Raw genomic sequence first — 26189 nt, forward strand, 5'->3', positions numbered from 1 at the left:
TTGGGGAGCTGTTGGGGATAATCGCTTCCCTGCGCGAGCACTGTCCGTGGATGGAGGCGCTGACCCACGCCTCGCTGGTGGAATACCTCCTCGAGGAGGCCTATGAAGTCGCCGAGACCATCGAATCCGGGAATCCCGACGCCGAACTGCAGGGCGAGCTGGGCGATGTCCTGCTCCAGGTGGTGCTGCACGCCCGCCTCGCCGAGGAGCGCGGGGCCTTTACGTTCGACGACGTCGCCCGCGGCCTGGGTGCCAAAATGATCCGCCGGAACCCGCACGTCTTCCGGCCGGACGGTTCCCTACAGGAGAGCTTTCCCGCGACCGTTGACGAGATCGTTCGGAAATGGGATGCCGTCAAGCGTGCAGAAAATCCGGCACGCACCAATAGCTTTGAGGGGATTCCGCAGGCGCTTCCGGCCTTGGCCCGGGCCCGGAAGTCAGTGGACCGCGCAGCCCGCGCGGGCATGCCGCTGCCTCCGGCAGTGCCCATCCCTGAAACGGAGGAGGAGCTCGGTGAGCAGCTCCTCGCCGTCGTACGTTCAGCCCATGAGGCTGGACTGGACGCCGAGCGCGCCCTCCGCGGCGCTGTGCGCCGTTACCAGCAGGGGACACCCTAGACCCAACAGCCCACCATCATGACGTCCGGGGGCTGGATAGGTTTCCGTAACCCCGACAACTCTCGACTACGCTGGTCCGTGACGAGTACGTCGAGTTTTCTGCTAGATTCCCCCCGTTAATCGCCCATAAGGAGCAAATTCATGGCGCTTATCGATGCCATCCACGCCCGCGAGATCCTCGATTCCCGTGGCAACCCGACCGTAGAAGTTGAGGTTCTGCTCTCCGACGGCCAGATCGGCCGCGCAGCCGTTCCCTCCGGCGCTTCCACTGGTGAGCACGAGGCAGTCGAACTGCGTGACGGCGACAAGGGCCGTTACCTCGGCAAGGGCGTCCAGAAGGCTGTTGACGCCATCATCGACCAGATCGCTCCGGCCCTGACCGGTTTCGACGCCACCGACCAGCGCAGCATCGACCAGGCCATGCTGGACCTGGACGGCACCCCCAACAAGGGCAAGCTGGGCGCCAACGCGATCCTCGGCGTTTCCCTGGCCGTGGCGAATGCAGCTGCCGCTTCCGCGGACCTGCCCCTCTACAAGTACCTGGGCGGCCCCAACGCCCACGTCCTGCCCGTCCCGCTGATGAACATCCTCAACGGCGGCTCGCACGCCGACTCAGATGTGGACATCCAGGAATTCATGGTTGTCCCGCTGGGTGCAGAGACCTTCTCCGAGGGCCTGCGCTGGGGCGTGGAGGTCTACCACGCACTCAAATCTGTCCTGAAGGAAAAGGGCCTGGCCACCGGCCTCGGCGACGAAGGCGGCTTCGCGCCGAACCTGCCGTCCAACCGCGCAGCACTGGACCTGATCCAGGAAGCCATCAAGAACGCCGGCTACACCCCGGGCAAGGACATCGCCCTCGCCCTGGACGTGGCCTCCTCCGAGTTCTTCACCGATGGCGCCTACCAGTTCGAGGGCAAGTCGCTGAGCTCCGCCGAGATGAGCGCCTACTACACCGAACTCGTAGCCGATTACCCGCTGGTGTCCATCGAGGATCCGCTGGACGAGAACGACTGGGACGGGTGGAAGACCCTCACCGACGCCATCGGCGACAAGGTCCAGCTGGTGGGCGACGACCTGTTCGTCACCAACCCGTCCATCCTGCAGCGCGGCATCGACACGAAGACCGCAAACTCGCTGCTGGTCAAGGTCAACCAGATCGGCTCCCTGACCGAGACGCTGGACGCCGTCAGCCTGGCCCAGCGCGCCGGCTACACCACCATCACCTCGCACCGCTCAGGCGAGACTGAGGACACCACCATCGCCGATATCTCGGTAGCCACTAACGCCGGCCAGATCAAAACCGGCGCACCGGCACGCTCCGAGCGCGTTGCCAAGTACAACCAGCTGCTGCGCATTGAAGAGGAACTCGATGACGCCGCACGGTACGCGGGCCGCAGCGCGTTCCCGCGTTTCAAGGGCTAGTAGCCGCGTAAGCCAATAAACGGTGGCTATGGTTGAAAGACCATAGCCACCGTTGTTGTTTCAGCAGCATTTGCCAGCCCGGTTGTTGTTCAGCCCAGACAGTGGCGGCCGAATGCGGGCCGCGTTTCAGGAGTGTCATGGCTACCCGCCGTCCCAAAGTCCCCAAGGTTGCCCCCGCCCGCCCCGCAAAGGACAACGACGACGGCGGTGACGTCATCGAGGCGGATTTCGGCTCAGGCAAGGAGAAAGCAGGTCTGGGAGTCCATCCAGGCCGCGGCGGGAGCAATGAAAGCGGAAGTGCCTCTTCCGGAAGTGCCTCAGCCGGAAGCGCCAGGACAGGCAGCGCCGCGGCGGCCAAGGACGGTGCAGGCCGCCCCGGCGGGCCCGCCCGTCCGAAGGCCCGTACGGCGGCCGGTGGCAAGGGGAGCAGCGACGTCACCGGTGCCGGCGACCCTTCAATGGATGAGGATCAGCTACCCGTTCCGGCGAAGGCGTTTTCAGGCAGGATGCTGGCACTGGCCGTGGTGATGGTCGCCATCACCATCATGCTGGCGCCCACCGTCAAGATCTTCTTTGATAAAAAGGCCGAAATTGACGCGCTGAACGCCGACATCGCCGCCCGCGGGGCGGAAGGCGACGTGCTCCGCCAGCAGGTTTCCCGCTGGCAGGACCCCAACTACGTGAAACAGCAGGCCCGCGACCGCATTAACATGGTTATGCCGGGCGAAACCGGCTACTGGGTCTTCGGCAGTGATTTGCCCGCCGGGGAAACCAGTGGCCACACCGGTGCAGCAGCACAAGACCCCGCCGATCTGCCGTGGGTGGATTCCCTGTGGGAGTCCATCACGCGCGCGGCCACAGACTGAACCGCAACAGGAAGGACGGCCCGCGACAGTGGAACACAACACGGCAGCCGCCCGGGAGGAATCCCGCCAACCATCACCAAAGGATCTCGAAGTACTGAGCCGGCAGCTGGGGCGGCCGGTGCGTGACGTGGTGGAAATTCCTGCCCGCTGTGTCTGCGGCAACCCGCTCGTGGCGGCCACCGCTCCGCGCCTCAGCAACGGCACCCCGTTCCCCACCACCTTCTACCTGACGCACCCCGTGATCACCTCCGCGGTGTCCCGCCTCGAAGCGGCGGGCGTCATGAATGACATGAACGAGCAGCTGGCAGCGGATCCTGAACTCGCTGCCGCGTACCGGTCCGCCCACGACGCCTACCTCGCCGCACGTGACGCGATCGGCCAGCGGTCCGGCATCGGCGCAGTCCCCGAAATTGACGGCATTTCCGCCGGGGGCATGCCCACGCGCGTCAAATGCCTGCATGTCCTGGTGGGGCAATCCCTGGCGGCGGGCCCTGGCGTTAACCCGCTCGGGGACGAAGCGCTGCTTCAGATCCAGGAATGGTGGACCGCAGACAGGTGCTATTGCGGCGGTGCCTGGGACACCACCGGTGAGGCACCTTCCAGGGACCTTAGCCGGCACGGACCGCAGGGCCTGCCGGATATCGTCGGCCGCCCCGCACCCGTCCGTAAGTCCGCCAACCCTGCCGAGGCGGCACAATGACCCGGGTAGCAGCCATCGACTGCGGCACCAACTCCATCCGCCTCCTCATTGCCGATATCGACCGCAGCAACGGCACCGCCAACCTCACCGACGTGGTGCGCGAAATGCGCGTGGTCCGGCTGGGCCAGGGTGTGGATGCCACCGGCGAGCTCGCCCCTGAAGCGCTGGAACGGACCTTCGCGGCAACAGCGGATTACGCGCAGCTGATCCATGAACACGGGGCGAAAGCTGTCCGGTTCGTAGCCACCTCCGCAAGCCGCGATGCCCGGAACCGGGACGTCTTCGTGGACGGCATCCGCAACCTGCTGGGAGTGGAACCGGAAGTGATTTCCGGGGACGAGGAAGCGGCGCTGTCCTTTGCCGGAGCCAGCAGTGTCCTGCCCATCCTTGACGGCCACGAAGTCCTGGTGGTGGACCTCGGCGGCGGAAGCACCGAGTTCGTCCTGGGCACGGCAGAAGGAGTCACGGCAGCGAAGTCGGTGGACATCGGATGCGTGCGCCTGACTGAACGGCATTTGCGGGACGACCCCCCAACCGCCGAACAGATAGCCGCTGCAGAAGCCGACGTGGACGCTGCCATCGCCCGTGCAGGACAGGACGTTCCCCTGGAACGCGCCACCGCCGTCGTCGGCGTTGCCGGCTCCATCACCACCATCACTGCCCACGCCCTGCGGTTGCCGGAATACCGGCCGGACGCGATCCACGGCACCGAACTGCCCCTCGACACCGTCCGCGCAGCCTCCACGGACCTTCTTGGAATGGTCCGGTCTCAGCGCGCCGGTCTGCCGTACATGCACCCGGGGCGGGTGGACGTTATTGGAGCCGGCGGACTGGTCTGGCGCCGGATCCTCGAGCGCCTGGGTACCCTCAGCGACGGGCGGATCACCACCGCAACGGCCAGCGAGCACGACATTCTCGACGGCATCGCCCTGAGCATCGGCTGACGCGGATGCAAATCTTCACTCAACCCGTGCTGCAGAGGACAGGGTCAGCGGCGCTTGCCCTCCTCCTCGCTGCCTGCTGCCTCAGTACCGGTCTCTTTTCCGCGCCCGCAGCCCACGCGGACGAATGGCGGGACAAGCAGTACTGGCTGGCAGAATCCGGCATCACTAAGGCCTGGGAGGTGTCCAAGGGTGCCGGCGTCAAAGTAGCCATCATTGACAGCGGCGTGGACGCCAGGCACCCGGACCTCAAGGGTGCGCTGGCAGGGGGGTACGATGCGTCGGGCTCGGGCCAGCCGGACGGGCAGAAAAGCGTGGGTATCAAGCCCGAACACGGCACCCTGGTGGCCACCATGCTCGCAGGACGCGGACACCAGCCTGCAAGCCCCACACCCACTCCCACCCCCACGGCCAGTCCCACTCCCGGATTGGCCGGACTGGCCGGGCTGGCGCCGGATGGGATCATAGGTGTTGCCCCGGAGGCACAAATCCTCTCGGTGTCCACCTGGCTTGGCTCACCAAACCCCTCCGGGAAAAGCGACCAGGACCAGATTCCCGAAGCCGTCCGGTGGGCGGTGGACAACGGCGCCAAAGTCATCAACATCTCGCTCGGCAGCACCACGCCGCAATGGCCACAGAGCTGGGACGCTGCCTTCCTCTACGCCGAGCAGAAAGACGTGGTGATCGTCGCCGCCGCCGGCAACCGGGTGGGCGGAAACACCCAAGTGGGCGCTCCGGCAACCATCCCCGGAGTCCTAACCGTCGCGGGCCTGGACCGCAAGGGGGCGGCCAGTGTCGACGCATCCTCGCAGGGCATCAGCATCGGCGTAGCAGCCCCGGCCGAAAACCTGTTGGGCGGCCTGCCCGGCGGCGGCTATGCCGAATGGGCGGGAACATCCGGATCCGCACCCATTGTTGCCGGCGTCGCGGCACTGATCCGGTCCAAGTGGCCCGACATGACCGCCAAGCAGGTCATCAACCGGATCGTGTCCACGGCCAAGGACGCGGGAGTGCCGGGCAAGGACCCCCTGTACGGCTACGGCATCCTGAATGCTGAGGCCGCGCTCAAGGACGACGTCCCGGAAGCCAAAAGCAACCCGCTGGGGTCCATCGCCGAATGGATCCGCGTCCACAGGCGCGGCAACCTGGCCACACCCGTCCCGCTTCCCACTGCTGAGGTGCCGAGCGCGGTGCCAACGCTTCCGGAAGCAACGGTGCCCGCGGCGGAGCCGCCTTCGCAGCGGGACAGCGCCATCGGCGCCGCCGTCGTGATCGGATTCGCCCTGCTTTTCGTGGCAATCATCGAGGCGGCGGCTATCCAGCTGCGGAGGGCAGCCAGGAACCCCGCCCTCGCCGGTGAGGACCCTGAAACGGGCGTCATCGAAGAGGTTAATTCGGGGCAGAAAAGCTAGCTTCACGGGCCGTCGCCACAGTTAGTGAAGATTTTCACAAACTACGCTATCCTTAAACTATGGCAACCACCCCAGAGCTCCAGGACCGTCCCAGGGTACTCGTCGTCGGCGGCGGGTACGTCGGCCTGTACGTAGCACTCAAACTGCAGAAGAAGATCGCGAAGGCAGGTGGCATCGTCACCCTCGTGGATCCACTGCCGTACATGACTTACCAGCCCTTCCTCCCGGAGGTGGCCGGCGGCAACATCGAGGCCCGCCACGCGGTGGTGTCCCACCGCCAGCATCTCAAGCAGACCGAACTGATCCAGGGCCGCGTAACATCGATCGACCATGCCAACCGCACGGCTGTGGTGGCTCCGTCGGACGGTGGAGAGAACTTTGAGGTTCCCTACTTCGACGTTGTCCTTGCCGCAGGCGCCATCACCCGCACGTTCCCCATCAAGGGCCTCGCGGACAAGGGCATCGGCCTCAAGACCATTGAGGAAGCTGTGGCATTGCGCAACAAGGTCCTGGAGCGCATTGAGGTCGCCTCCACCATGACCGATCCCGCAGCTCGCGCCAAGGCCCTCACGTTTGTGGTGGTCGGCGGTGGCTTCGCCGGCATCGAATGCATCACCGAGATGGAAGACCTCGCCCGCGCCGCGGTCCGCAACAACCCCCGCATCAAGCAGGAGGAAGTCCGCTTCGTCCTGGTGGAAGCGATGGGCCGGATCATGCCTGAGGTCACCGCAAAGCAGGCCGAATGGGTTGTGGAGCACCTGCGCAGCCGCGGCATTGAGGTTCTGCTGAACACCTCGCTGGACAGCGCCGAAGGCACGCTCAAGCTCATCAACCTCCCGGACAAGTCCCCTGCCCAGGAGTTCGAAGCTGACACCCTCGTGTGGACCGCCGGTGTGCAGGCCAACCCCATGGTCCGCTCCACCGACTTCCCGCTGGAGCCCCGCGGACGCGTCCGCGTCCTTCCGGACCTGCGCGTTGGCGGCGACGAAGGCATCGTGGACAACGCCTGGGCAGCCGGTGACATCGCCGCTGTTCCGGACCTCACCGGCAAGGGCCTGCCGGACGGCACCTGCGTCCCCAACGCCCAGCACGCGCTGCGCCAGGCCAAGCGCCTCGCGAAGAACCTGTGGGCCTCGCGTTGGGAGAAGCAGCTGAAGGACTACAAGCACAAGAACCTCGGTGCTGTGGCCGGCTTCGGCGAGTGGAAGGGTGTCGCCAACATCAACCTGGTGGGCAGCATCGGACTCAAGGGCGGCCTCGCCTGGCTGGCCCACCGCGGCTACCATGGCATGGCCATGCCCACGTTTGAACGCAAGTTCCGGGTGATCATCAACTGGATCATCAGCTTCTTCGCCGGACGCGACACCACCCAGCTTCTGGACCTGGACAATCCGCGCGGTGCGTTCGTCGCTGCCGCCGCTCCGGCTCCCAAGCCCGCCCCCGCCCCCGCCCCCGCGCCTGCAGCCCCAGCCGTCCCGGCCACCGGCGGTAGCGGTTCCACGGCAGTGAAATCGAAGGAAGCAGTCACGGCCGAGGCCAAGTAGTACCAGACGCCCGACGGCGGCTGTCCCCTTACAGGGGCAGCCGCCGTTTTGTATTTCCGCCACGTCCCCGGGCGGCGGTACTGTTTGGTCCGCCTCGGCTGTCCAGTTTCCGGCGATGCTGGTCCCGCCTGCAGGAGCGGCCGGGACCGCCCCTAGACTGGCCTTATGACTGCTGAAAAGAACCTGCAGGCACTCCTGGCAGGGATGCATCCCATTCAGCGTGACGGTGAATACGTCTACGCGCTGTGGCCGCATGGACGGCTACTGGCAGCGGGTATTGAGGCCGCAGTCCGCGAAGCGGAAGGGCTGACAGTAGTGCTGCCGCGTGCTGAGGCGGACAGGCAGGGGCTCACGTACGACTTCGTCGGTGCCTGGATCACCCTTGAGATCCACTCAGCACTTGAGGCGGTTGGCCTGACCGCCGCCGTCAGCAGGGCGTTGACCGAAGCCAGGATCAGTTGCAACGTGCTCGCCGGTTTCCACCACGATCACCTGCTGGTACCGGTGGCGGATGCGCCGCGGGCCATGGAGGTCCTTGCTGAGCTTTCCGCGCACAACAGGCAGGCGCCGCGCCCGGAGCTGTTGTTGCGCAGTGAGACGCCGGAGGACCGGGACGCGATCATTGCCCTGGCTGCAGACGCCTTCGCCATGTCACCGGCCACGGGGCTTCCCGCAAAGGGAGAGCCGGTGGAGGCGAAAGTGCTGCGTGCACTCTTTGGCGCCAAAGAGTATCTCCCAAGGTTCAGCCTGGTGGCGGTCCTGGAGGGGGAGATCGTTGGCCATGTCATCAGTTCCCGTGGATGGGTGGGGGACCACGAACTCCTTGGCCTCGGACCCATCGGCGTAACTCCCAGGCTCCAGCGGCAGGGGATTGGGTCCGCCCTCGTGAACGAGACCATCGCGAGGGCGAACGCCGCGGGGGAGAGTGGAATCGCCCTGCTGGGCAGCCCTGACTACTACTCCCGGTTCGGCTTTGTTCCTGCTGCCTCCCTCGGTGTGCAGGCACCGGAAGCTGATTGGGGCGACCATTTCCAGCTGCTGCCCCTGGCACTCTGGCCAGGTGGAGTCCGCGGGATGTTTCGGTATGCCGAACCATTCACGCTTCTCTGACGGGATACCATTGACCCGTTGCCCCAGTAGCCCAATTGGCAGAGGCAGCGGACTTAAAATCCGCGTGTTGTGGGTTCGAGTCCCACCTGGGGTACATCGGTTGCACGGTCATCGGAGGAATGCCGGCCAGGAAGCCGCCCGCACTGCGGGCGGCTTCCCCCGTTTAATTCCACATATGCAACGACTGTTATAAGGATGTGACCTCAGTCACTTATCTTCGCCGGGGATATGCATTAGCTTGAAGCTAAATCAGGAACACCTGATTTTTCGTGTCAAAGGCCGTTCGCACCTTTAGATCGAGGAGCTCGTAAATGACTTTATTCCCCCAGGTGGGAACCCGTGCTGCCAAGCTGACAGCGCTTGGCATCGGCGTCGCCTTCATGGCAACGGCTTGCGGCGGTTCGTCCACACCAACGGCAACCGAATCTCCCACCACCGGATCAGCGGCAGGAATTGCATGCCCGGCACCCGAAGGCGGCGGCGGAGGCGCAGCGGCCAGCCAGCCTGCGGAGATCACCTCTGTACCCCCGGCAACAACCACTACGGAAACCCCGCTGCGGATTGGTTCGCTCCTTCCCACCACCGGGTCGCTGGCCTTCCTTGGCCCGCCCGAAATTGCCGGTGTCAACCTTGGTATCCAGGAAGTTAACGAGGCAGGCGGCGTCCTGGGCAAGCCGGTCGAAGTGATCCACCGTGACTCCGGAGACACCAAGACCGACATCGCCACCCAGTCCACGTCCGCGTTGCTGGGCCAGGGGGTCAGCGCCATCATCGGTGCGGCATCCTCCGGCGTGTCCAAGACGGTCATCAACCAGATCACCGGCGCGGGGGTCATCCAGTTCTCCCCGGCGAACACCTCCCCGGACTTCACTACCTGGGATGACCAGGGGCTGTACTGGCGTACAGCACCCTCCGACGTTCTCCAAGGCAAGGTCCTCGGCAACTACATGGCCACCTGTGGCGCGCAGACCGTGGGCATGATTGTCCTGAACGACGCGTACGGCACTGGCCTGGCATCCAACATCAAGTCGGCCTTTGAGGCGGCAGGCGGCCAGGTTGTGGCGGAGGAACTCTTCAATGAGGGCGACACGCAGTTCAGCAGCCAGGTGGACAAGATCATTGCTGCCAAGCCGGATGCCATCGCCCTGATCACCTTTGACCAGGCTAAGAGCATCGTCCCGCTGATGACGGGCAAGGGTGTCAAGCCCACCCAGATGTTCCTGGTGGACGGCAACACCTCCGATTACAGCAAGGACTTCCAGCCGGGCACCCTGAAGGGCGCGCAGGGTACCATCCCGGGCACCTTCGCCCAGGAAGAATTCAAGGAGAAGCTGCTCGCCATCGATCCAGCACTCAAGGACTACAGCTACGCCGGCGAGTCCTACGACGCAGTGAACCTCATTGCGCTGGCTGCTGAGGCGGCGCAGAGCACCAAGGGCGTGGACATTGCCGGCAAGCTCAAGGAAGTCTCCGAAGGCGGCGAAAAGTGCACGTCCTACGCCGCCTGCGTCACGCTGATCAGGGAAGGCAAGGATGCTGACTACGACGGCCAGTCCGGTCCCATAACCTTCTCCGAGGCCGGGGACCCGACAGAGGCCTATATCGGCATCTACGAGTACCAGGATGACAACACGTACAAGGCGGTCAAGGAAGAGTTCGGCCAGCTCTAGGAAACCTTCCTGAACAGCTAAGGAGCCCCCGTCCGACAGGACGGGGGCTCCTTTGTCTTTTGTTCAGGAAACTACTCCACGGTGTCGGCCAGGGTGCCGAGGTAGAGCTGAATGACCTTAGGGTCCTTCATCAGCTCACGGCCGGTGCCGGTATAGGCATCCCGGCCCTGGTCAAGGACATAGGCCCGGTCGCAGATCTGCAGGCAGCGCCGCGCGTTCTGTTCCACCATGATGACAGAGACGCCTGCGCGGTTGATCTCATGGACGCGCAGGAAGGTTTCGTCCTGCTTGACGGGGGAGAGGCCGGCGGACGGCTCATCCAGCAGCAGCACGGCGGGATCCATCATCAGTGCACGGCCCATAGCCACCATCTGCCGTTCACCGCCGGAGAGGGAGCCGGCACGCTGGGCCCGGCGCTTGCCGAGGTCAGGGAACAGGCTTGTGACAAAGTCGAACCGCTTTGCGAAGTCCTTGGGGCGCTGGAACATCCCCATCTGCAGGTTTTCCTCAATGGTGAGCGTGGCGAAAACGTTGTTGGTCTGCGGGACGAAGCCGACCCCTCGCGACACCAGTTTGTTCGCCTTCAGCCCGGTAATGTCCTGCCCGCGCACCACCACTGTTCCGGAATGCACCTTCACCAACCCGAACATGGCTTTCAGGAGGGTGGACTTGCCGGCACCGTTAGGGCCGATAATGCCGATCAGCTCACCCCTGCGTGCTTCGATGCTGCAGCCGTTGAGGATGTTGACCCCCGGCAGGTAGCCTGCAACAAGGTCGGTGACCTTGACTACCGGGTCGCCGTCGGTGACTGGCTGGGCGGCCGGTGCCGCGCTGGTGCTGCTCATTGGCTGTCCTTCTCTGTGCTGCCTGTATCCGTGCTGCCATGGCGGCCCTGCGGCCTGTCGCCGCCGGGCTGGTCCCCGCTCCGGCGGTTCCGGTCCGCTTCCGCTTCCAGGACGTCGATCGAGATGATTCCGGCGTTTTCGGTTCCGACGATGGATTCCTCGTCGGCCACAAGTTCGGCCGCAAGTTCCTTGAGGCCTTCGGAGTCACCGAGGTCCACGTCATGGTGGGCGCCCAGGTAGGCGTCGATGACCGCGGGGTTCTTCATCACTTCACCCGGCGGGCCTTCCGCGACTACCTTTCCCTCAGCCATCACCACTACCCAGTCGGCGATATGCCGGACCATGTGCATGTCGTGTTCAACGAACAGGACTGTCATGCCTTCCGCTTTCAGGTTCTTGATATGGTCCAGCAGCGACTGCGTCAACGCCGGGTTGACCCCCGCCATCGGTTCATCAAGCATGACCAGCTTGGGCTTCACCATGAGGGACCGCGCCATCTCCAAGAGTTTGCGCTGGCCGCCTGAAAGGGAGGCAGCGTAGTCGTCCTTCTTGGTGTCAAGTTTGAACTTCTCCAGGAGGACATCCGCCTCGGCAGTAATCTGCTTCTCCCTGCCTCCCCAGATGCCCTTGAAGAGTGCCTTAGCGAGGCTTTCGCCGGGCTGGTTTGCAGCGCCGAGGCGCATGTTTTCCATAACGGTCAGCTTGCCCATGACCTTGGTGAGCTGGAAGGTGCGCACCATACCCATCCGTGCCACCTTGTAGGGGGACACCCCGGCCAGGCTCTTGCCTTCGAACTGCCACTTGCCCGTGTTCGGCGTATCAAATCCGGTCAGCAGGTTGAAGAGCGTGGTCTTGCCTGCGCCGTTGGGGCCGATCAGTGCGGTGATCTTATGGCGGGGGATTTCGAGGTACTCCACGTCGACGGCGTTGATGCCGCCAAAGCTCCGCGTGACGTTCTCTGCCACGACGATGGGATCCCGCTTCTTGCAGCCGGGGCCGGCCTCGCCCACCGCGATGGGCCGGCTGTCGGTCATATGGTCCAGCCCGTCCGCCCCGGCGGGTGTGGGTTCTTCACTCTGCGTGCTCATGCGAACGCCAGCTCCTTCTTGTTTCCAAAGACGCCCTGGGGCCTGAAGATCATCAGCAGCATCAGGGCCACGCCAACCAGGATGTAGCGCAGCTGCCCGGCCTGGACCGTATTCAGCCACGTGACGGCCCCTGATTCGATCAGGCCATACAGGATGCCCTGGGTCAACGACAGGACAACCCAGAAGATCATGGCGCCGATGACCGGACCGAGGACGGTGCCCAGGCCGCCGAGCAGGAGGCAGGTATAGAGGAAAAACGTCAGTTCCGTGCCGTAGTTGGCCGGCTGCACCGCTCCTCGCGGGAGGGTGAAAATCATGCCGGCAAGTGCTCCGAGAACACCGCCGATGATGAGGGCCTGCATTTTGTATGCGTAGACGTTCTTGCCCAGGGACCGGACAGCGTTCTCGTCCTCGCGGATGCCTTTGAGGACACGTCCCCAGGGGCTGCGCATCAGCAGCCATACCAGGAGGCAGCAGAGGGCCACGAGCCCCCACCCCACGATACGGATGAAGAAGTCGCGGTTGTTCATGCCGAAGTAGGAGCCTTCAGGGAAGGGATTCATGCTGTAGAAGCCGCCCTCGAAGGCTGCCAGACCGTTGGCGGATCCCGTCACCGAGGTGAGCTGGTTGGTGGTCACGATGTACCGGACAATTTCCGCCGAGGCGATGGTCACGATGGCAAGGTAGTCCGCCCGGAGCCTCAAGGTGGGAATGCCGAGCAGCAGGGCAAAAATGGAGGAGGCGATGATGGCAATGAGCAGCCCCAGGAAGAAGGGAACCCCGAAGGTGAGCGTGGAGATGGCGAAGCCGTAGGCGCCCACCGCCATGAAGCCTGCCTGGCCGAAGTTCAGCAGGCCGGAGTACCCGAAGTGCACGGCGAGGCCTAGCGCGGCCAGGGCGTACGCGGCCGTCGTCGGGCTGAAAATTTCACCGGCAGCGCTGGCAAGGATGAATCCAAAGTCCATGGCTGTCTCCTAACCCACGCGCTCGCGCCGGCCCAGGATTCCCTGTGGCCTGAACAAAAGGACAACGATCATGATGAAGAGTGCTCCCACGTACTTGAGGTCCGCGGCGAGGCCGAATACGGTGGTCAGCTCCACGAAGATGCCCACGATGACGGAACCGATCAGCGCGCCGAAGACGGTACCGAGGCCGCCGAGGGTAACGCCTGCGAAGATCAGCAGGAGGATGGCCGATCCCATGTCGAACGTGACGCCGGGCCGGTAGTAGGCCCAGAGGATGCCTCCGAGGGCGGCCAGCATGCCGCCGGTGATCCAGACAATCCGGATGACGGAGTCGACGTCGATGCCGGAGGCAGCGGCAAGTGCAGGATTGTCCGCCACCGCGCGGGTTGCTTTGCCTAGCCTGGTCTTCAGCAGCACGATGCCGATAATTGTGATCACTACCGCACTGATACCCAGGGACCAAAGGTTGTTGGGCGAGATGGAGACCGGGCCCAGCTGAATCTCAGGGCTTTGGGCGAACGGCAGCTGCTGGGTGGCTCCGCCGAAGTAGAACTGGATCACGTAGCGGACGGCCAGGGCCAGGCCGATGCTGACGATCATCATGGGCACCAGGCCGGTGCCGCGGCGGCGCAGCGGCCGCCAAAGTCCCCTGTCCTGGGCATACCCGAACAGTCCGCCGCCGAGCAGGGCCAGCAGGATGGCGAGCCAGAACGGCAGGTTCATGGCGCTGAACGCAAACACCAGTACGGCGCCCAGTGTGACCATCTCGCCGTGGGCAAAGTTGGTCAGGCCAGTGGTACCGAAAATCAGCGACAGCCCGACCGAAGCCAGGGCGAGGAGGAGCCCGAAGCTCAAGCCTGCCACCAGGCGGTTGAGCAGGTTCTGCCCAAAGTCCTGCTGCTGGACCACGATGCCTTTGCCAAAGGCAAAAATTACCGACAGGTTGGAGGTCTGGCTGAATGTGACGTCGCGCGGGTTTTCCTGACCCTCAGCCAGGGTGATGCCCTCGGGCAGGGTGGATTCGTCCAGTTCCACCGTGTACGTGCCTTGCTCGGGCACGCCGATATTCCAGGAACCGTTCTCGGTTGACGTGGCAGTTCCGGTGAAGTCGTCCTTTTTGGCCGTGATGGTTACGCCAGCGAGGGGTGCGCGGGTGTCATCACGGAGGAAGCCGCTGATGTTGTTCTGGAAGGTCTGGTTCGACGGGGATGGTGTCGGTGACGGGGAAGCGGCCAGGGTTGCCGGTGCGGCCACCAGGAGGAGTGCCAGAACGGAAGCGCTGATGGCTCCCAACAGGCCCAGCAACCCTCGGCGTCCTCGGGCCGGCGGGCCTTGCGGTGTACTTCTCAAATTGAATAACCTCCACTTGGGGGCGGTCTCGGCTGCGCCATGGCAACCGCTGCGAACGGACGCAGGGCGGGGAGGCGCCATGTGGCCCGGCGCCGTCACGGTTGTGAGTTCCGTCACCCTGCTTGGCTTATGCTACAGCGCGCGGGAACCCCCATATGCCGTGGTCCGGGCCTCGATGGTAGCGATCAGATAACAACTGTCCGCTCCGCCGGGCAGGGACGGGTAGATCTTCTGGAGAAACCTTTGTTGAGTCACGGTATTTCTCATCCGTCCCCTCACCCGACGCTTGCTTACGCGCAGTCTCTCCCGGAGTTCCAGGGGTCACATTTGCGTTGCACAGCGTGCCTTTAGGGAACTTTGAGCGGTCGATCCTCGTGGAAATTGGTAGCGTAAACCTTAAGGTTCACAAAACACCCACAATGGAGGAATCCCGCAATGGCACTTGGCGGCAACCCGATCTTCAACGGAAAGAGCTTCCGTGGAGCCACCCAGGCACCGCCTGTACCGCAGGCTCCCTACGGCCAGGCTCCTTACGGCCGGCAGCCACACGGCCAGGCCCCGTACGGGCAGGCGCCCTACGGCCAGCAGGGCTGGAACACCCAGCCGCAGAACATGACCGATGAGCAGCTGCAGCAGATGTACAACCAGCCTGCGGCCGGCCCGGCGGACACCGGACGGATGACGTTCGATGACGTTATCGTCAAGACCGCTGCCTGCCTTGGCGTCGTGGTTGCCGGCGCCGCCGTGACCATGTTCGTCAGCATGGGACTCGCAGCGCTGCTGATGATTGTCGGAGCCCTCGGCGGCTTCGTCCTGGCACTGGTCAACACTTTCAAGAAGCAGCCGTCGCCGGCCCTCATCCTGGCTTATGCCGGACTGGAAGGCCTCTTCCTCGGCGGCCTGACACGGATACTGGACGCACAGTTCCCGGGTGTTGGCCTGCAGGCAGTGATCGGCACCCTGTCCGTGTTCGCCGTGACCCTCGTTCTGTTCAAGAGCGGCAAGGTACGCGCCACGCCGAAGGCCATGCGGTTCTTCATGATCGCCATCATCGGTTACGCCCTGTTCTCGGTCATCAACCTGGTGATGATGTGGACCGGCGCGGTCCAGTCGCCTTTCGGCCTGCGTACCGAGGTCGAAATCTTGGGCATTCCGCTGGGTGTCTTCGTCGGCCTGCTGGCCATCGGCCTGGCGGCCTTCTCCCTCATCATGGACTTCACCAGCATTGAGGCGGGCGTCCGCAGTGGCGCTCCGCAGCGGTTCTCCTGGACGGCCGCCTTCGGCCTGACGGTCACGCTGGTCTGGCTGTATGTGGAAATCATCCGCCTGCTGGCCATCTTGCGCGGAGACGAATAACCGCCAAGGCGGCCCCGCCGTCGTCCGTTCCTGCATAACAAAAGGTCCCACCGCAAGGTGGGACCCTTTCGTTTGTCTTTACCCAAGTGCTTTGCGTGCCTTTGGCTATGTGCCTTACGCGATGCGCATTGCCCCCGCGGCGGGTGACACCGTGAAAATGTCCGGAGCGGTAAAGCCAGCCTGCGCAAAGGCCCTTACGACGGCGTCGCGCACCTTTCGTTCCGCGTCTGCGGGGGTGAGGGCGATCGCCGCGCCGCCGAAGCCGCCGCCGGTCATCCGGGCGCCAATTGCGCCGCTGGCCCGCGAGGAGTCCACGGCGAGATCCAGTTCCGGGCAGGAGATTTCAAAGTCGTCGCGCATGGATGCGTGGCTTGCATCCAGCAGGTGGCCGATGGCAGATGGTCCCTGCCGGCCGAGGAGTTCCACGGTCTGGAGTACGCGGTCGTTTTCGGTGACCACGTGCCGCACCCGCCGGAACGTCACTTCGTCCAGGAGTCCGCTGGCTTCCTCAAGGTCCCCAACCTGAACGTCCCGCAAAGCCTTGGCGCCCAGGACTTCGGCGCCGAGCTCGCATGATGCACGCCGTGAGGCATAACCGCCATCGGCGTGCGAATGCGAAACCTTGGTGTCGATGACCAGCAACACCAGGCCCGCCGGTTCTGTCTCAAAGGGAACCAGGCGCGCGTTCTGGTCCCGGCAGTCCAGGAATACTGCGTGGCCGTGTGACCCCCGCAAGGACGCTGACTGGTCCATGATTCCGGTGGGGGCTCCCACGAAGTCGTTTTCAGCCTGCTGGGTGGCCAGGACCATCTCCTGTGCCACCAGTCCCGCGCCTGTCAGTTCATTCAGTGCTGTTATGACGGCGCACTCGATGGCGTGGGACGAGGAGAGCCCCGCCCCGAGGGGGACGTTCGAGTCCAGCAGGAGGTCGATGCCCGGCACATCGATACCGCGCTGGCGGAGGCTCCAGATGACGCCGAGCGGGTACTTGGTCCAGCCCTTGGCGGACCCGGGTTCCAGGGATTCAAGCGAGGTGGTGACAACACCCTGGTCACCGTAGGTGGACAGCAGCCGAATGGTGGAATCGGAGCGCACGCCTACCGCCACCCTGGCGGTCCGGTCGATGGCAAAAGGCAGGACAAAGCCCTCGTTGTAGTCGGTATGCTCACCGATCAGGTTCACCCGTCCGGGCGCCTGCCAGACGCCGGCGGGAACCCCGCCGAACTCCTGCGTGAACCTGGCGGCGGCGAGATCGCCGGCACCGGCCGAAGCGGAAACGGCCAGGGGATCAGGTGCGGTGCTCAAGCGGAGGCTCCTTCGGTCGCGGCGGCCAGGACGGCCCGGGACGTGGCGGACGGCGGGACGGTTACGGCACGCAGGCGTTCTGCCACGCTTTCCGGGGTGGTGTCATTGATGAAAGCGCCCATGGCGGCCTCTGACCCGGCCAGGTACTTCAGCTTATCTGCAGCCCGCCGGGGCGACGTCAGCTGCAGGTGAAGATACCCGGCGGGACGCAGCGCGGCGTCCAGGGGAGCCTGGTGCCAGGCAGAGATGTACGGCGTGGGCGTCGGATAAAGGACATCCAAGCGCTTGAGCAGGTCGAGGTAGACGTGCGCCAGCTCATCCTTCTCTTCGCCGCTCAGTGCGGCCAGGTCCGGAACATGGCGGTGCGGAACCAGATGGATTTCCAGGGGCCAGCGGGCCGCGAACGGGACATAGGCGCTGAAGTTCTCACCCTCCATGACCATCCTGCTGCCATCCTCGCGCTCCGCCCGCAGCAGAGATCCGGTAAGCGTCTCCCGGCCGTCCTGCGCGTCGTAGAACCTGCGGGCCGCTGCGCCCAGCACGCCTGCCCGCGGCGTGACATAGGGGTAGGCGTAGATCTGGCCGTGTGGATGGTGCAGGGTGACGCCAATGTCCGCACCGCGGTTTTCGAAGGGGAATACCTGCTTGATCCCGGGGAGCGAGCTCAAGGCCGCGGTCCGCTGCGCCCACGCCTCAATTACCGTACGGGAGCGGATCTCGCTGAGTGCGCTGAAGGATCCCGTGTGCTCGGGGGTGAAGGACACCACCTCGCACCGGCCATAGGCAGGACCTGTTGTTCCCCACGAGGCATGGTCAGGGACGTGGCCGAGGGCCGGCCCGAGTGACGGGAAGCGGTTTTCGAACACCACCACGTCGTAGTCGGCAGCCGGTATTTCAGAGGGGTTGCTGCTGGTGGTGGGGCAGATGGGGCACTGGTCTGCCGGCGGCAGGTGGGTCCGCGCCTGGCGGTGCGCCGCTACGGCTACCCATTCATCCGTCAGGGCATCGAAACGGACTTCTCCCGGCTCCCCTCTCGGAGGTAGTCCGCGGTTGTCGGTGGTGAACCCGGCTGCCCGCGAGGTGCTGGTGCCGGCGTCATCGAAATAAATCAGCTCCCGGCCGTCGGAGAGTCTGGTACTGGTGATCCCTGTCATAAAAAAAGTTTCGCACATTCGATCAAAAAAGAATAGTTAACAACAAAAGTCAACATAGCCTGCTGACTTCCCCTTTGGTAGGGGTACGGTATGCCCATGACATCCGCTCCCGACAAGGATTCCCTTGCCGGTCCCGGTACGCAGGCATACGCGACGGGCCGGCAGTATGAGCTGCGGCGTGGTGATGCGGTGACCGTGGTCACCGAACTTGCCGCCGGCCTACGCTCGTTCAGCAGGGGAGGCCTCCTTCTCACGGAGACCTACGGCGACGACCAAATCCCGCCCGGAGCAGCCGGAATCACGCTGGCGCCGTGGGCCAACCGCGTGGAAGACGGGACATGGTTCCTGGACGGCAGGAAACAGCAGTTGGATATCACCGAAGTTGCCCGGAACAACGCCAGCCACGGCCTGCTCCGCAACACCGCCTACGCCCTGGTTGAGGAGTCACAGCACTCGGTTTCCCTGGAAGCCACCATCTTTCCCCAGCACGGCTACCCTTTCCTTGCACGGCACCGCGTCCAGTACCTCCTGAATGGCGACCTGGGGCTGATGGTGCGCCAGACCCTGACTAACCACGACAAGGCCTCCAGCCCGTTTGTCCTCGGTGCCCATCCGTATCTTCGCCTCGGTGACACACCCATTGACGAGCTGGTGCTGACGGTTGCCGCCGACACCCGGCTGCTGGCGGACGAACGACTTATTCCCCGCAGTGCCGCTCCCGTAGAGGGGGACACCGACTTCCGCGCCGGCAAGCACATCGCTGACCTCAGCGTCGACGTGGCACTGACCGATTTAGTGCGCAATGCAGGCATTGCCCGGCACACCCTTGCTGCCGCCGACGGGCAAAACGTCAGCCTCTGGCAGGACGAATCGTGCGGGTACGTCCATGTCTTTGTGAGCACCCAGTACCCGGGCCGCAGCCGCGCAGTGGCCGTCGAACCGATGACCGGGCCGGCAAACGCCTTCAACTCCGGAGATGGCCTTCGCTGGCTGGCGCCCGGCGAATCCTTCACCATCGAGTGGGGGATTGATTACAGTCCCGGTGCTGCTGGATAGCAGTTTCCCATTAGGGGACGGCTGCGCAAGTATTAGGCTATGACTCCAACCGGGGATTCCGTACAACCCACCAGCCCAGCCCCACCGCCACAACAGCCCGCTTCTGCGCCGCCGGTGCGGGTGCGTACGGACCGTGAACTGGACGAGGACATTCCCTATGGCGTGCGCATCGCCGCGTCCTGGGCATGGCGGCTTGGACTCATCCTCCTTGTGGGCGGTGTCCTGGTTTGGCTGCTGAGAGGGATCAGCTTCCTCATCATCCCGATCATGGTGGCCGCTTTGCTGGCCGGCCTCCTGAACCCGGTAGTGGGCTGGCTCAAACGCGACCGGGTGCCCGCAGGCCTGGCGGTGGCCATCACGGTGCTGGGCTTCCTCGGCCTGATTGGGGGATCACTGGCACTGGTGGGCAGGCAGCTCATCGCCGGTTTCGGGGAACTCTGGTCCGAGGCGCTGACCGGCATACGGCAGATACAGAACTGGCTGTCCGAAGGACCCCTCCACCTGACCGCCGACCAGATCGACCAGTACCTGCAGGAAGCAAGCACCGCACTGCAGGACAACAGCAGCAGCATCCTCAGCGGCGCCCTGTCCTTCGGCAGCACTGCAGGACATTTTGCTGCCGGGCTTATCCTTGCGCTCTTTATCCTCATCTTCTTCCTGCTGGAAGGAGCCAGGATCTGGGCGTTCCTGGTGCGGCTGCTCCCCAAAAAAGCCAGGGCGGCAACCTATGGGGCCGGGCGCAAGGGCTGGGCATCCATGGTGAACTATGCACGCATCCAGATGTTCGTTGCGTTTGTGGACGCGGTGGGCATCGGTGTGGGCGCGGCGATCATCGGCGTTCCGCTGGCGCTTCCGCTCAGCGTGCTCGTCTTTATCGGCTCATTCATCCCGATTGTTGGCGCCCTGGTGACCGGCGCCATCGCCGTCCTTCTGGCGCTGGTGGCCAATGGTCCCATCAACGCCCTGGTCATGCTTGGCATCGTCCTGCTTGTCCAGCAGTTGGAAAGCCACATCCTTCAGCCCCTCGTCATGGGCAAGGCGGTGGCACTGCACCCGGTGGCCGTAATCCTGTCCGTGGCGGCCGGATCCTACCTGGCAGGCATCCCTGGGGCGCTGTTCTCGGTGCCCATCCTCGCCGTCGCAAACTCAGCCATTCGCTATATTGCCGCCAGAACGTGGGAACATGAACAAGTGCCGGCAACGCTGCTGGCGGCCGGCGCCCCGGCGGACAACACCATCCAGGACGTTGACTCTCCGGTGGTGCTCCAGGGCGGCAGGGACGCCGCAACCGGCACTACAGCAGAACATCCTGATGCCCGCACCTCCGTGGAGCGGGGCCCCAGGGACAAACCCAGAGGAGAATAGTCCGTGAACATCCTTGAAACCCTTCCCGTCACCCTGGACGATGTCCTGGAGGCGCAGAAGCTGCTTGACGGGATTATTGAGCGCACTCCAGTGGAATCGTCAAGGGCCCTGGGAGCCATGGTGGGCGGGGCCGTTTACTTCAAGTGCGAAAACCTGCAGCGCGCCGGATCGTTCAAGGTCCGTGGCGCCTACGTCCGCATGGCCAGGCTGTCCCCGGAAGAGAAAAAGCGTGGGGTAGTGGCCGCTTCGGCCGGTAACCACGCCCAAGGTGTTGCCGTGGCCGCCAAGAGCCTGGGCATCAAGGCCCGCATCTACATGCCACTTGGAGTTGCCTTGCCGAAGCTTGCTGCCACCCGCAGCCACGGCGCCGAGGTTATCCTGCATGGGCACAATGTCGACGAAGCGCTCGCAGAAGCCCAGCGGTACAGCAACGAGACGGGCACCGTCTTCGTCCACCCCTTTGACAATGTGGATGTTGTTGCCGGCCAGGGCACCCTGGGCCTGGAAATCCTTGAGCAGATACCCAACGTTGACACCGTCCTGATGGGCGTGGGCGGCGGCGGGCTCCTGGCCGGTGTTGCCGTTGCCATCAAAGCCCGGGCAAAAGAACTGGGCCGGGAGATCCGCATTATCGGGGTGCAGGCAGAGAACGCCGCCGCCTACCCTCCGTCACTGGCGGCAGATGCGCTGGTACCGCTCAAGAAAGTGTCCACCATGGCGGACGGCATCGCCGTGGGACGTCCCGGCCAGCTGCCGTTCAGCATCATCCGTGAGCTGGTGGATGATGTGGTTACGGTCAGTGAAGACTCCCTGGCCCGGGCGCTGATCTTCCTGCTGGAACGCGCCAAGATGGTGGTGGAACCGGCCGGGGCCGTGGGTGTGGCAGCACTCATGGATGGCAAGATCGAAAATCCGGGAACCACTGCTGTGGTCCTCTCCGGCGGAAACATCGATCCGATGCTGATGCTCAAGGTCATCCAGCGCGGCCTTTCGGCGGCGGGACGCTACATGACTGTCCGCATGATGCTGGACGACCGGCCCGGTTCGCTGGCCACCATCGCCAGGATCATCGCGGAAAACGATGCCAACGTCACGGGCCTTGACCACACAAGGGTGGGCGGCTCCATCAGCATGGGGGACGTTTCCATCACGGTGAACCTGGAAACCAAGGGTCATCAGCACGGCGAGCAGGTACTCAGCGCGCTCCGTGCCGAAGGTTTCCAGCCAATCGTGGTGCACTAGGACGCCCCGTGGCAGGACTGATGGGAAACGGCAGCTTTGGGCAGCGGCGAACCGCGGCCGCCAGGGCAAAAGGCGGTCTCCTGGTATTGGTCACCTTTGTGGTTCTGCTGTTTGTCATTGAACTGTTCAACATGGTGATGCTGCGTTCGCTTAACACCACGTTCGGCCTCAGGCCCCGAAGCGCCGACGGTCTGCTGGACATCTTCACGTTTCCGCTCCTGCACGCAAACCTGAACCACCTCCTGTCCAACAGCCTTCCGTTGATCATCTTTGGCTTCCTGGTTTTCCTCTCGGGTCTCCGGGTGTTCCTGACGGCTCTGGCATTCAGCTGGTTGGGGTCCGGCCTTACTGTGTGGCTGATCGGCGACGGCGGCATCACAGTGGGATCCTCGGGCCTTGTTTTCGGGCTCTTCTCATTCCTCCTTGTTCGGGGGTTTTTCAACCGCAGCTGGCGCCAAATTCTCCTGGCGGTAGTCCTCTTTACGGGCTACGGGAGCATCCTGCTGGGTGTCCTGCCCCTTGCGGCGGGCTACGTCTCGTGGCAGGCCCATCTGGGCGGTGCGGCCGGGGGAGTGGTGGCTGCCCTGCTGCTGCGCCCGCGTGGCAGCAGGGCTCCACAGCGGGCCTCCCGGGAAGCCACTTAAACGCAGAGCGCCGGCCGTCCCCAGGGGGCGGCCGGCGCTCTTTGTGCGTTCGGGACTATGCTGCGTAGGGCTTGGCGGACAGGATCTCCACCTTGATGTCCTTGCCGTTGGGTGCCACATAGCTCAGTGAGTCGCCTTCCTTGTGACCAAGGATGGCTGCGCCCAGTGGCGACTTTTCGCTGAAGACGTCCAGGTCGGAGTCGCCGGCAATTTCACGAGACCCGAGCAGGAAGGTCTCTTCGTCACCGGCGATCCTTGCGACGACGATCATTCCGGGCTCCACGATTCCGTCGTCTGCAGGAGCCTCGCCCACGTGGGCATCACGGAGGAGCGCCGTCAGCTGGCGGATGCGGGCTTCAATCTTGCCCTGTTCCTCCTTGGCCGCATGATAGCCACCGTTCTCTTTAAGGTCCCCCTCTTGCCGGGCTGCTTCAATCTTCTGGACGATCTCCGCCCGGCCAGCGCCGGAAAGGTGGTCCAGCTCTGCCTTCAGGCGGTCAAAAGCTTCCTGGGTGAGCCAGGCTGCAGATGCGCTGTTGGTGGTAGACACGGACTTCTCCTCTTATGGTCCTACAAGCAAAAGACCCCGCCACGGTGGCCACTTGTGGAACAGTAACCAGCTCAGCGGGGTAAAGGTATCGCTTCATTGTAGTCAATGCTGTGGACTTAACCCAATAAGGAAGCGGCGCGGGTCACATCTTCTGGCCGGACCCATCAGCTATCCAGCAGCTGTCCACCACACCGGACACGGAAAGCGACTCGGTGCGCAGGGCCACCCGCTGGGAAACTGTCCTGCCGCCGTCGGCCGTTTCTTGCGCAGCACCCGGAGGGATATCCACGACCTTCCAGCCGACCACGGCGTACTTGGAGTCCAGCGCCTTGACTGCGCACTTTACGGGTGTTCCCGGCTCGCGGGTTACCTGGAAGTCCACCTCGGCAAGAGTGGCATCAGGAGTGGTGTAGCCCACATCCTTGAAGGTTACGTCCGTCAGGGAGTTGGAGGTCGAAACCCAAGCCATAAAGCCAATTCCTCCGGCCAGTGCCACAGCGGCAAGGGTGCGCTTGACGGCAGGCGTGAGCCCGCGCTTTTTAGCACCATAGCGATTGGCTAGGCTAGTGTCTGCGGGCGCGGTTGGAGCCTGCTGGTCGGGGGAAGTCACCAGACCAGTTTAGTGCCCTTTCCGCCGGGGCCGGTTGTTGCGGTTTCCGGACTCAGCCCGCACCCCGTTTCCCGTTCAGCAGCCAGAAGCAAAAGATGAATTAGGAGCCGTCCTTCCATGACAGCGTCCAGCAACTCCCCGGCACCGCTAAGGCTGCTCGCAGTCCACGCCCACCCGGATGACGAATCCAGCAAGGGCGCTGCGACAATGGCCAAGTATGCCGCCGACGGCGTGAACGTCCTGGTTGTCACGTGCACGGACGGGTCCCGCGGGGACATCCAGAATCCTGCGGTGGAAGATGAACCCCATCCCAAGCGGGACATGGCAGGGGCCAGGCGGCTGGAAATGGAGCGTGCCGCCGCCATCCTGGGCGTCAGGCAATGCTGGCTGGGTTTCGTTGATTCCGGGCTGCCGGAAGGGGACCCCTTGCCTCCGTTGCCGGCCGGTTCCTTCGCCACCCTGCCCCTGTACCAAGCTGCAGCGCCCCTGGTCCGGCTGGTGCGGTCCTTCAAGCCGCATGTCATCCTCAGCTACGACGAAAACGGCGGATATCCGCACCCGGACCACATCATGGCGCACCGGATTGCCGTTGAGGCCTTCGATGCCGCCGGTGATCCTGCGCGCTACCGGGATGCGGGAGAGCCCTGGGAGCCCAGCAAGCTCTACTACGACCGGGCCTTCAGCCCGGAGCGCTTCCGGGCCCTGCACTTCGCGCTGGAAGAGGCGGGCCTGCAGTCCCCGTACGCCGAGCGGCTCGCCGCCTGGCTGGAGTCCGACGCCGAGGGGCACACCCCGCCGCCTGCTCCCCACCCCACCACCACCCAGGTGGACTGCGGGGATTTCTTCGAGGTGCGCGACGACGCCCTCCGTGCCCACCGGACGCAGGTGGATCCGCTGGGGTTCTTCTTTGCGGTCTCAGCTGACATGCAGCGGCGCGCATGGCCGTGGGAAGACTACTCCCTCATCCGCTCCCGGGTGCCCTCCGAGCTCCCGGAGAAGGACCTGTTCGCGGGGCTAAGATAGAACGGCAGGTAATTTCTATGCCGTGTAGAAGATAGGTCCCGGCCCCTTCGGGCGGTGCCATCCGCTGCCTGCTGCAACCCGTTCCACAGAAGGTATAAACATGCATCGTCTGCTCCTCAGCCTGGCCACTACCCCAACACCGCTGCCCACTCCCGCCCTGCGGGAAGGTATCTCCGAGGATCAGGTAACGCCGGGCCTCCTGGGCTTCATCATGACGGCTTTCTTTGTGGTGGCCACCGCCCTGCTGATCGTGGACATGGTGCGGCGGATCCGGAGGGTCCGGTACCGCGCCCAGGTTGAGGAGGAGCGGATTGCTGCCGCTGCTGCTGCCGACGTGCAGGCTGCTGATGCCCAGGACGGCCTCGATGCTTCTGATCCCGGGCGGGCCGACGGCGACGGGAACGGTATCGCCCCAGGCCAGTCACTGCCGCGGGACTAGCGGGCCGGGTTCCCGGTTTTCGGCGCGGTCGCGCCGCGCGGGCGCCGTCCTGAGAGGGGGCGGTTCTGCGTGCCGGCCGCAGGCGAACGGTATTCCCGGTTTTCCCCGGGCTCAGCCCAGGACTGCCGTGGCGATGGCCGTGAAGTGGGCGGCGAAGGCAAAGACCGTAAATGCGTGGAAGAGTTCGTGGAAACCGAAGTGGTGATAGCTGAAGTTCGGTTTCTTCATGGCGTAGAAGACTGCGCCGGTGATGTACAGCGCGCCACCGACGCAGATGAGGACCGCTGCCGGGATGCTGGCCTGGAAAAACTGCGGCAGGTAGAACAGTGCGCCGCAGCCCAGGGCTATGTAGATCGGGACATAGAGCCAACGGGGCGCGTCCGTCCACAACAGCCTGAACAGCACCCCCAGGATGGCGCCTGACCAGATTAGCCACAGCAGGATGACAGCCTGCGGCCGGTCCAGGAGGGTCCAGGCGAGGGGTGTGTAACTGCCGGCAATGACCAGCATGATGTTGGTGTGGTCCAGCCGCTTGAGGACCATTTTCACGCCGGGGGACCAGTTGCCGCGGTGGTAAACCGCGCTGACGCCGAAGAGCAGCACCCCGGTGGCCGCGTAAATGGCGGATGTGACCTTGCGGTCCAGCGTTGGGGCCAGCGCCACCAGGACGATTCCCGCAATGAGGGCCATCGGCGCCGTGACGGTGTGGATCCAGCCGCGCCACTTCGGCTTGATCATCAACAGTTCAGCGAGCCGTACAGCGGCGTCGTCAATCGCGTTTGTTCCGGGGTTTGCTTCCGCCGGATTTCCCTTTGGGCCCGGGGTCTGCGGGCCCTTCCGAGAGTCACTGTTCATGGCTCCAGAATAACTTACGCACCGGTAAGTTACTGACGGGTAATGTCGCCCCGTTCGGGT

Annotated in this window: 25 protein-coding genes and 1 tRNA gene; 17 read left to right on the plus strand and 9 right to left on the minus strand. The window is 64.2% G+C overall.

Annotation, left to right across the window (positions count from 1 at the left end; genetic code table 11):
* Positions 1–50: 50 nt before the first annotated feature.
* The 10 genes from NXY83_RS06340 (at position 51) to NXY83_RS06385 (ending at position 10282) form a co-directional block, all read left to right on the plus strand.
* Positions 51–617, plus strand: coding sequence for a MazG nucleotide pyrophosphohydrolase domain-containing protein (locus NXY83_RS06340; RefSeq protein ID WP_258806086.1), 567 nt, complete (start codon positions 51–53; stop codon positions 615–617).
* Between the two features lie 141 nt (positions 618–758).
* A complete protein-coding gene (gene eno, locus NXY83_RS06345) occupies positions 759–2039 on the plus strand; it encodes a phosphopyruvate hydratase (protein ID WP_258805236.1) in 1281 nt (426 codons plus the stop codon).
* 137 nt (positions 2040–2176) lie between these two features.
* Entirely contained in the window at positions 2177–2905 is a 729-nt protein-coding gene (locus NXY83_RS06350) for an FtsB family cell division protein (protein ID WP_258805237.1), read from the plus strand.
* Positions 2906–2933: 28 nt separating this feature from the next.
* On the plus strand, positions 2934–3605 hold the full coding sequence (locus tag NXY83_RS06355) for a DUF501 domain-containing protein (protein ID WP_258805238.1): 672 nt from the start codon (positions 2934–2936) through the stop codon (positions 3603–3605).
* Positions 3602–4549, plus strand: coding sequence for a Ppx/GppA phosphatase family protein (locus NXY83_RS06360; protein WP_258805239.1), 948 nt, complete (start codon positions 3602–3604; stop codon positions 4547–4549). The genes NXY83_RS06355 and NXY83_RS06360 overlap by 4 nt, the downstream gene beginning before the upstream one ends.
* Before the next feature lie 5 nt (positions 4550–4554).
* Positions 4555–5958 carry a S8 family serine peptidase gene (locus tag NXY83_RS06365; protein ID WP_258805240.1) on the plus strand — a complete coding sequence of 468 codons (1404 nt, stop codon included), beginning with the start codon at positions 4555–4557 and terminating at the stop codon, positions 5956–5958.
* A 59-nt stretch (positions 5959–6017) separates the two neighbouring features.
* Complete coding sequence (locus tag NXY83_RS06370) at positions 6018–7502, plus strand: NAD(P)/FAD-dependent oxidoreductase (RefSeq protein WP_258805241.1); 1485 nt, start codon at positions 6018–6020, stop codon at positions 7500–7502.
* A gap of 165 nt (positions 7503–7667) precedes the next feature.
* The gene (locus tag NXY83_RS06375; protein WP_258805242.1) at positions 7668–8612 is read left to right on the plus strand and encodes an N-acetyltransferase; all 945 of its coding nucleotides are present in this window, start codon (positions 7668–7670) and stop codon (positions 8610–8612) included.
* A gap of 20 nt (positions 8613–8632) precedes the next feature.
* A tRNA-Leu gene (locus NXY83_RS06380) sits at positions 8633–8706 on the plus strand.
* Positions 8707–8923: 217 nt separating this feature from the next.
* A complete protein-coding gene (locus NXY83_RS06385) occupies positions 8924–10282 on the plus strand; it encodes an ABC transporter substrate-binding protein (RefSeq protein WP_258805243.1) in 1359 nt (452 codons plus the stop codon).
* A 71-nt stretch (positions 10283–10353) separates the two neighbouring features.
* Here the strand turns inward: NXY83_RS06385 and NXY83_RS06390 are convergent, their stop codons facing one another.
* The 4 genes from NXY83_RS06390 to NXY83_RS06405 are packed head-to-tail and all read right to left on the minus strand — an operon-like array spanning position 10354 to position 14485.
* Positions 10354–11127 (minus strand): ABC transporter ATP-binding protein, encoded by a 774-nt coding sequence (locus NXY83_RS06390; RefSeq protein ID WP_258805244.1) that lies wholly within the window; start codon positions 11125–11127, stop codon positions 10354–10356.
* The gene (locus tag NXY83_RS06395) at positions 11124–12215 is read right to left on the minus strand and encodes an ABC transporter ATP-binding protein (RefSeq protein ID WP_258805245.1); all 1092 of its coding nucleotides are present in this window, start codon (positions 12213–12215) and stop codon (positions 11124–11126) included. The genes NXY83_RS06390 and NXY83_RS06395 overlap by 4 nt, the downstream gene beginning before the upstream one ends.
* The gene (locus tag NXY83_RS06400) at positions 12212–13180 is read right to left on the minus strand and encodes a branched-chain amino acid ABC transporter permease (RefSeq protein ID WP_258805246.1); all 969 of its coding nucleotides are present in this window, start codon (positions 13178–13180) and stop codon (positions 12212–12214) included. The genes NXY83_RS06395 and NXY83_RS06400 overlap by 4 nt, the downstream gene beginning before the upstream one ends.
* Before the next feature lie 9 nt (positions 13181–13189).
* Complete coding sequence (locus tag NXY83_RS06405; protein ID WP_258805247.1) at positions 13190–14485, minus strand: branched-chain amino acid ABC transporter permease; 1296 nt, start codon at positions 14483–14485, stop codon at positions 13190–13192.
* 480 nt (positions 14486–14965) lie between these two features.
* Between NXY83_RS06405 and NXY83_RS06410 the strand changes: the two genes are divergently transcribed.
* On the plus strand, positions 14966–15886 hold the full coding sequence (locus NXY83_RS06410) for a Bax inhibitor-1/YccA family protein (RefSeq protein ID WP_258805248.1): 921 nt from the start codon (positions 14966–14968) through the stop codon (positions 15884–15886).
* Positions 15887–16000: 114 nt separating this feature from the next.
* On the opposite strand, the gene galK is transcribed toward NXY83_RS06410, so the two are convergent.
* Together galK and galT are read right to left on the minus strand one after the other, a co-directional pair.
* On the minus strand, positions 16001–17191 hold the full coding sequence (gene galK, locus NXY83_RS06415; protein WP_258805249.1) for a galactokinase: 1191 nt from the start codon (positions 17189–17191) through the stop codon (positions 16001–16003).
* Positions 17188–18345: a galactose-1-phosphate uridylyltransferase gene (galT, locus tag NXY83_RS06420; RefSeq protein WP_258805250.1), complete on the minus strand. Its 1158-nt coding sequence runs from the start codon at positions 18343–18345 to the stop codon at positions 17188–17190. The genes galK and galT overlap by 4 nt, the downstream gene beginning before the upstream one ends.
* Positions 18346–18441: 96 nt before the next feature.
* On the opposite strand from galT, the gene NXY83_RS06425 reads away from it, so the two are divergent.
* Genes NXY83_RS06425 through NXY83_RS06440 form a run of 4 tightly spaced genes read left to right on the plus strand, consistent with a single transcriptional unit; the run spans position 18442 to position 22652 of the window.
* Positions 18442–19401: an aldose 1-epimerase family protein gene (locus tag NXY83_RS06425; RefSeq protein WP_397427568.1), complete on the plus strand. Its 960-nt coding sequence runs from the start codon at positions 18442–18444 to the stop codon at positions 19399–19401.
* Positions 19402–19440: 39 nt separating this feature from the next.
* Positions 19441–20766: an AI-2E family transporter gene (locus NXY83_RS06430; protein WP_258805253.1), complete on the plus strand. Its 1326-nt coding sequence runs from the start codon at positions 19441–19443 to the stop codon at positions 20764–20766.
* Between the two features lie 3 nt (positions 20767–20769).
* Positions 20770–22008 carry a threonine ammonia-lyase gene (ilvA, locus tag NXY83_RS06435; protein WP_258805254.1) on the plus strand — a complete coding sequence of 413 codons (1239 nt, stop codon included), beginning with the start codon at positions 20770–20772 and terminating at the stop codon, positions 22006–22008.
* A gap of 8 nt (positions 22009–22016) precedes the next feature.
* Positions 22017–22652 (plus strand): rhomboid family intramembrane serine protease, encoded by a 636-nt coding sequence (locus tag NXY83_RS06440; protein WP_258805255.1) that lies wholly within the window; start codon positions 22017–22019, stop codon positions 22650–22652.
* 55 nt (positions 22653–22707) lie between these two features.
* Here the strand turns inward: NXY83_RS06440 and greA are convergent, their stop codons facing one another.
* A complete protein-coding gene (gene greA / locus NXY83_RS06445) occupies positions 22708–23202 on the minus strand; it encodes a transcription elongation factor GreA (RefSeq protein WP_258805256.1) in 495 nt (164 codons plus the stop codon).
* Between the two features lie 142 nt (positions 23203–23344).
* Positions 23345–23812 (minus strand): DUF4307 domain-containing protein, encoded by a 468-nt coding sequence (locus NXY83_RS06450; RefSeq protein WP_258805257.1) that lies wholly within the window; start codon positions 23810–23812, stop codon positions 23345–23347.
* 117 nt (positions 23813–23929) lie between these two features.
* Between NXY83_RS06450 and mca the strand changes: the two genes are divergently transcribed.
* Positions 23930–24835, plus strand: coding sequence for a mycothiol conjugate amidase Mca (gene mca, locus NXY83_RS06455; RefSeq protein ID WP_258805258.1), 906 nt, complete (start codon positions 23930–23932; stop codon positions 24833–24835).
* Between the two features lie 100 nt (positions 24836–24935).
* Entirely contained in the window at positions 24936–25274 is a 339-nt protein-coding gene (locus tag NXY83_RS06460; protein WP_258805259.1) for a hypothetical protein, read from the plus strand.
* A gap of 111 nt (positions 25275–25385) precedes the next feature.
* Here NXY83_RS06460 and trhA read toward each other — a convergent pair whose 3' ends face one another.
* Positions 25386–26129 (minus strand): PAQR family membrane homeostasis protein TrhA, encoded by a 744-nt coding sequence (trhA, locus tag NXY83_RS06465; RefSeq protein ID WP_258805260.1) that lies wholly within the window; start codon positions 26127–26129, stop codon positions 25386–25388.
* Positions 26130–26189: the final 60 nt, after the last annotated feature.

The organism is Pseudarthrobacter sp. NS4 (assembly GCF_024758005.1).
Lineage (GTDB): Bacteria > Actinomycetota > Actinomycetes > Actinomycetales > Micrococcaceae > Arthrobacter.

Bases quoted from the DNA above. Each gene is read 5' to 3' on its own strand.
- NXY83_RS06340 (WP_258806086.1), top strand. From the start codon at position 51: ATGGAGGCGCTGACCCACGCCTCGCTGGTGGAATACCTCCTCGAGGAG.
- eno (WP_258805236.1), top strand. From the start codon at position 759: ATGGCGCTTATCGATGCCATCCACGCCCGCGAGATCCTCGATTCCCGT.
- NXY83_RS06350 (WP_258805237.1), top strand. From the start codon at position 2,177: ATGGCTACCCGCCGTCCCAAAGTCCCCAAGGTTGCCCCCGCCCGCCCC.
- NXY83_RS06360 (WP_258805239.1), top strand. From the start codon at position 3,602: ATGACCCGGGTAGCAGCCATCGACTGCGGCACCAACTCCATCCGCCTC.
- NXY83_RS06365 (WP_258805240.1), top strand. From the start codon at position 4,555: ATGCAAATCTTCACTCAACCCGTGCTGCAGAGGACAGGGTCAGCGGCG.
- NXY83_RS06370 (WP_258805241.1), top strand. From the start codon at position 6,018: ATGGCAACCACCCCAGAGCTCCAGGACCGTCCCAGGGTACTCGTCGTC.
- NXY83_RS06375 (WP_258805242.1), top strand. From the start codon at position 7,668: ATGACTGCTGAAAAGAACCTGCAGGCACTCCTGGCAGGGATGCATCCC.
- NXY83_RS06385 (WP_258805243.1), top strand. From the start codon at position 8,924: ATGACTTTATTCCCCCAGGTGGGAACCCGTGCTGCCAAGCTGACAGCG.
- NXY83_RS06390 (WP_258805244.1), bottom strand. From the start codon at position 11,127: ATGAGCAGCACCAGCGCGGCACCGGCCGCCCAGCCAGTCACCGACGGC.
- NXY83_RS06395 (WP_258805245.1), bottom strand. From the start codon at position 12,215: ATGAGCACGCAGAGTGAAGAACCCACACCCGCCGGGGCGGACGGGCTG.
- NXY83_RS06400 (WP_258805246.1), bottom strand. From the start codon at position 13,180: ATGGACTTTGGATTCATCCTTGCCAGCGCTGCCGGTGAAATTTTCAGC.
- NXY83_RS06410 (WP_258805248.1), top strand. From the start codon at position 14,966: ATGGCACTTGGCGGCAACCCGATCTTCAACGGAAAGAGCTTCCGTGGA.
- galT (WP_258805250.1), bottom strand. From the start codon at position 18,345: ATGACAGGGATCACCAGTACCAGACTCTCCGACGGCCGGGAGCTGATT.
- NXY83_RS06425 (WP_397427568.1), top strand. From the start codon at position 18,442: ATGACATCCGCTCCCGACAAGGATTCCCTTGCCGGTCCCGGTACGCAG.
- NXY83_RS06430 (WP_258805253.1), top strand. From the start codon at position 19,441: ATGACTCCAACCGGGGATTCCGTACAACCCACCAGCCCAGCCCCACCG.
- mca (WP_258805258.1), top strand. From the start codon at position 23,930: ATGACAGCGTCCAGCAACTCCCCGGCACCGCTAAGGCTGCTCGCAGTC.
- NXY83_RS06460 (WP_258805259.1), top strand. From the start codon at position 24,936: ATGCATCGTCTGCTCCTCAGCCTGGCCACTACCCCAACACCGCTGCCC.
- trhA (WP_258805260.1), bottom strand. From the start codon at position 26,129: ATGAACAGTGACTCTCGGAAGGGCCCGCAGACCCCGGGCCCAAAGGGA.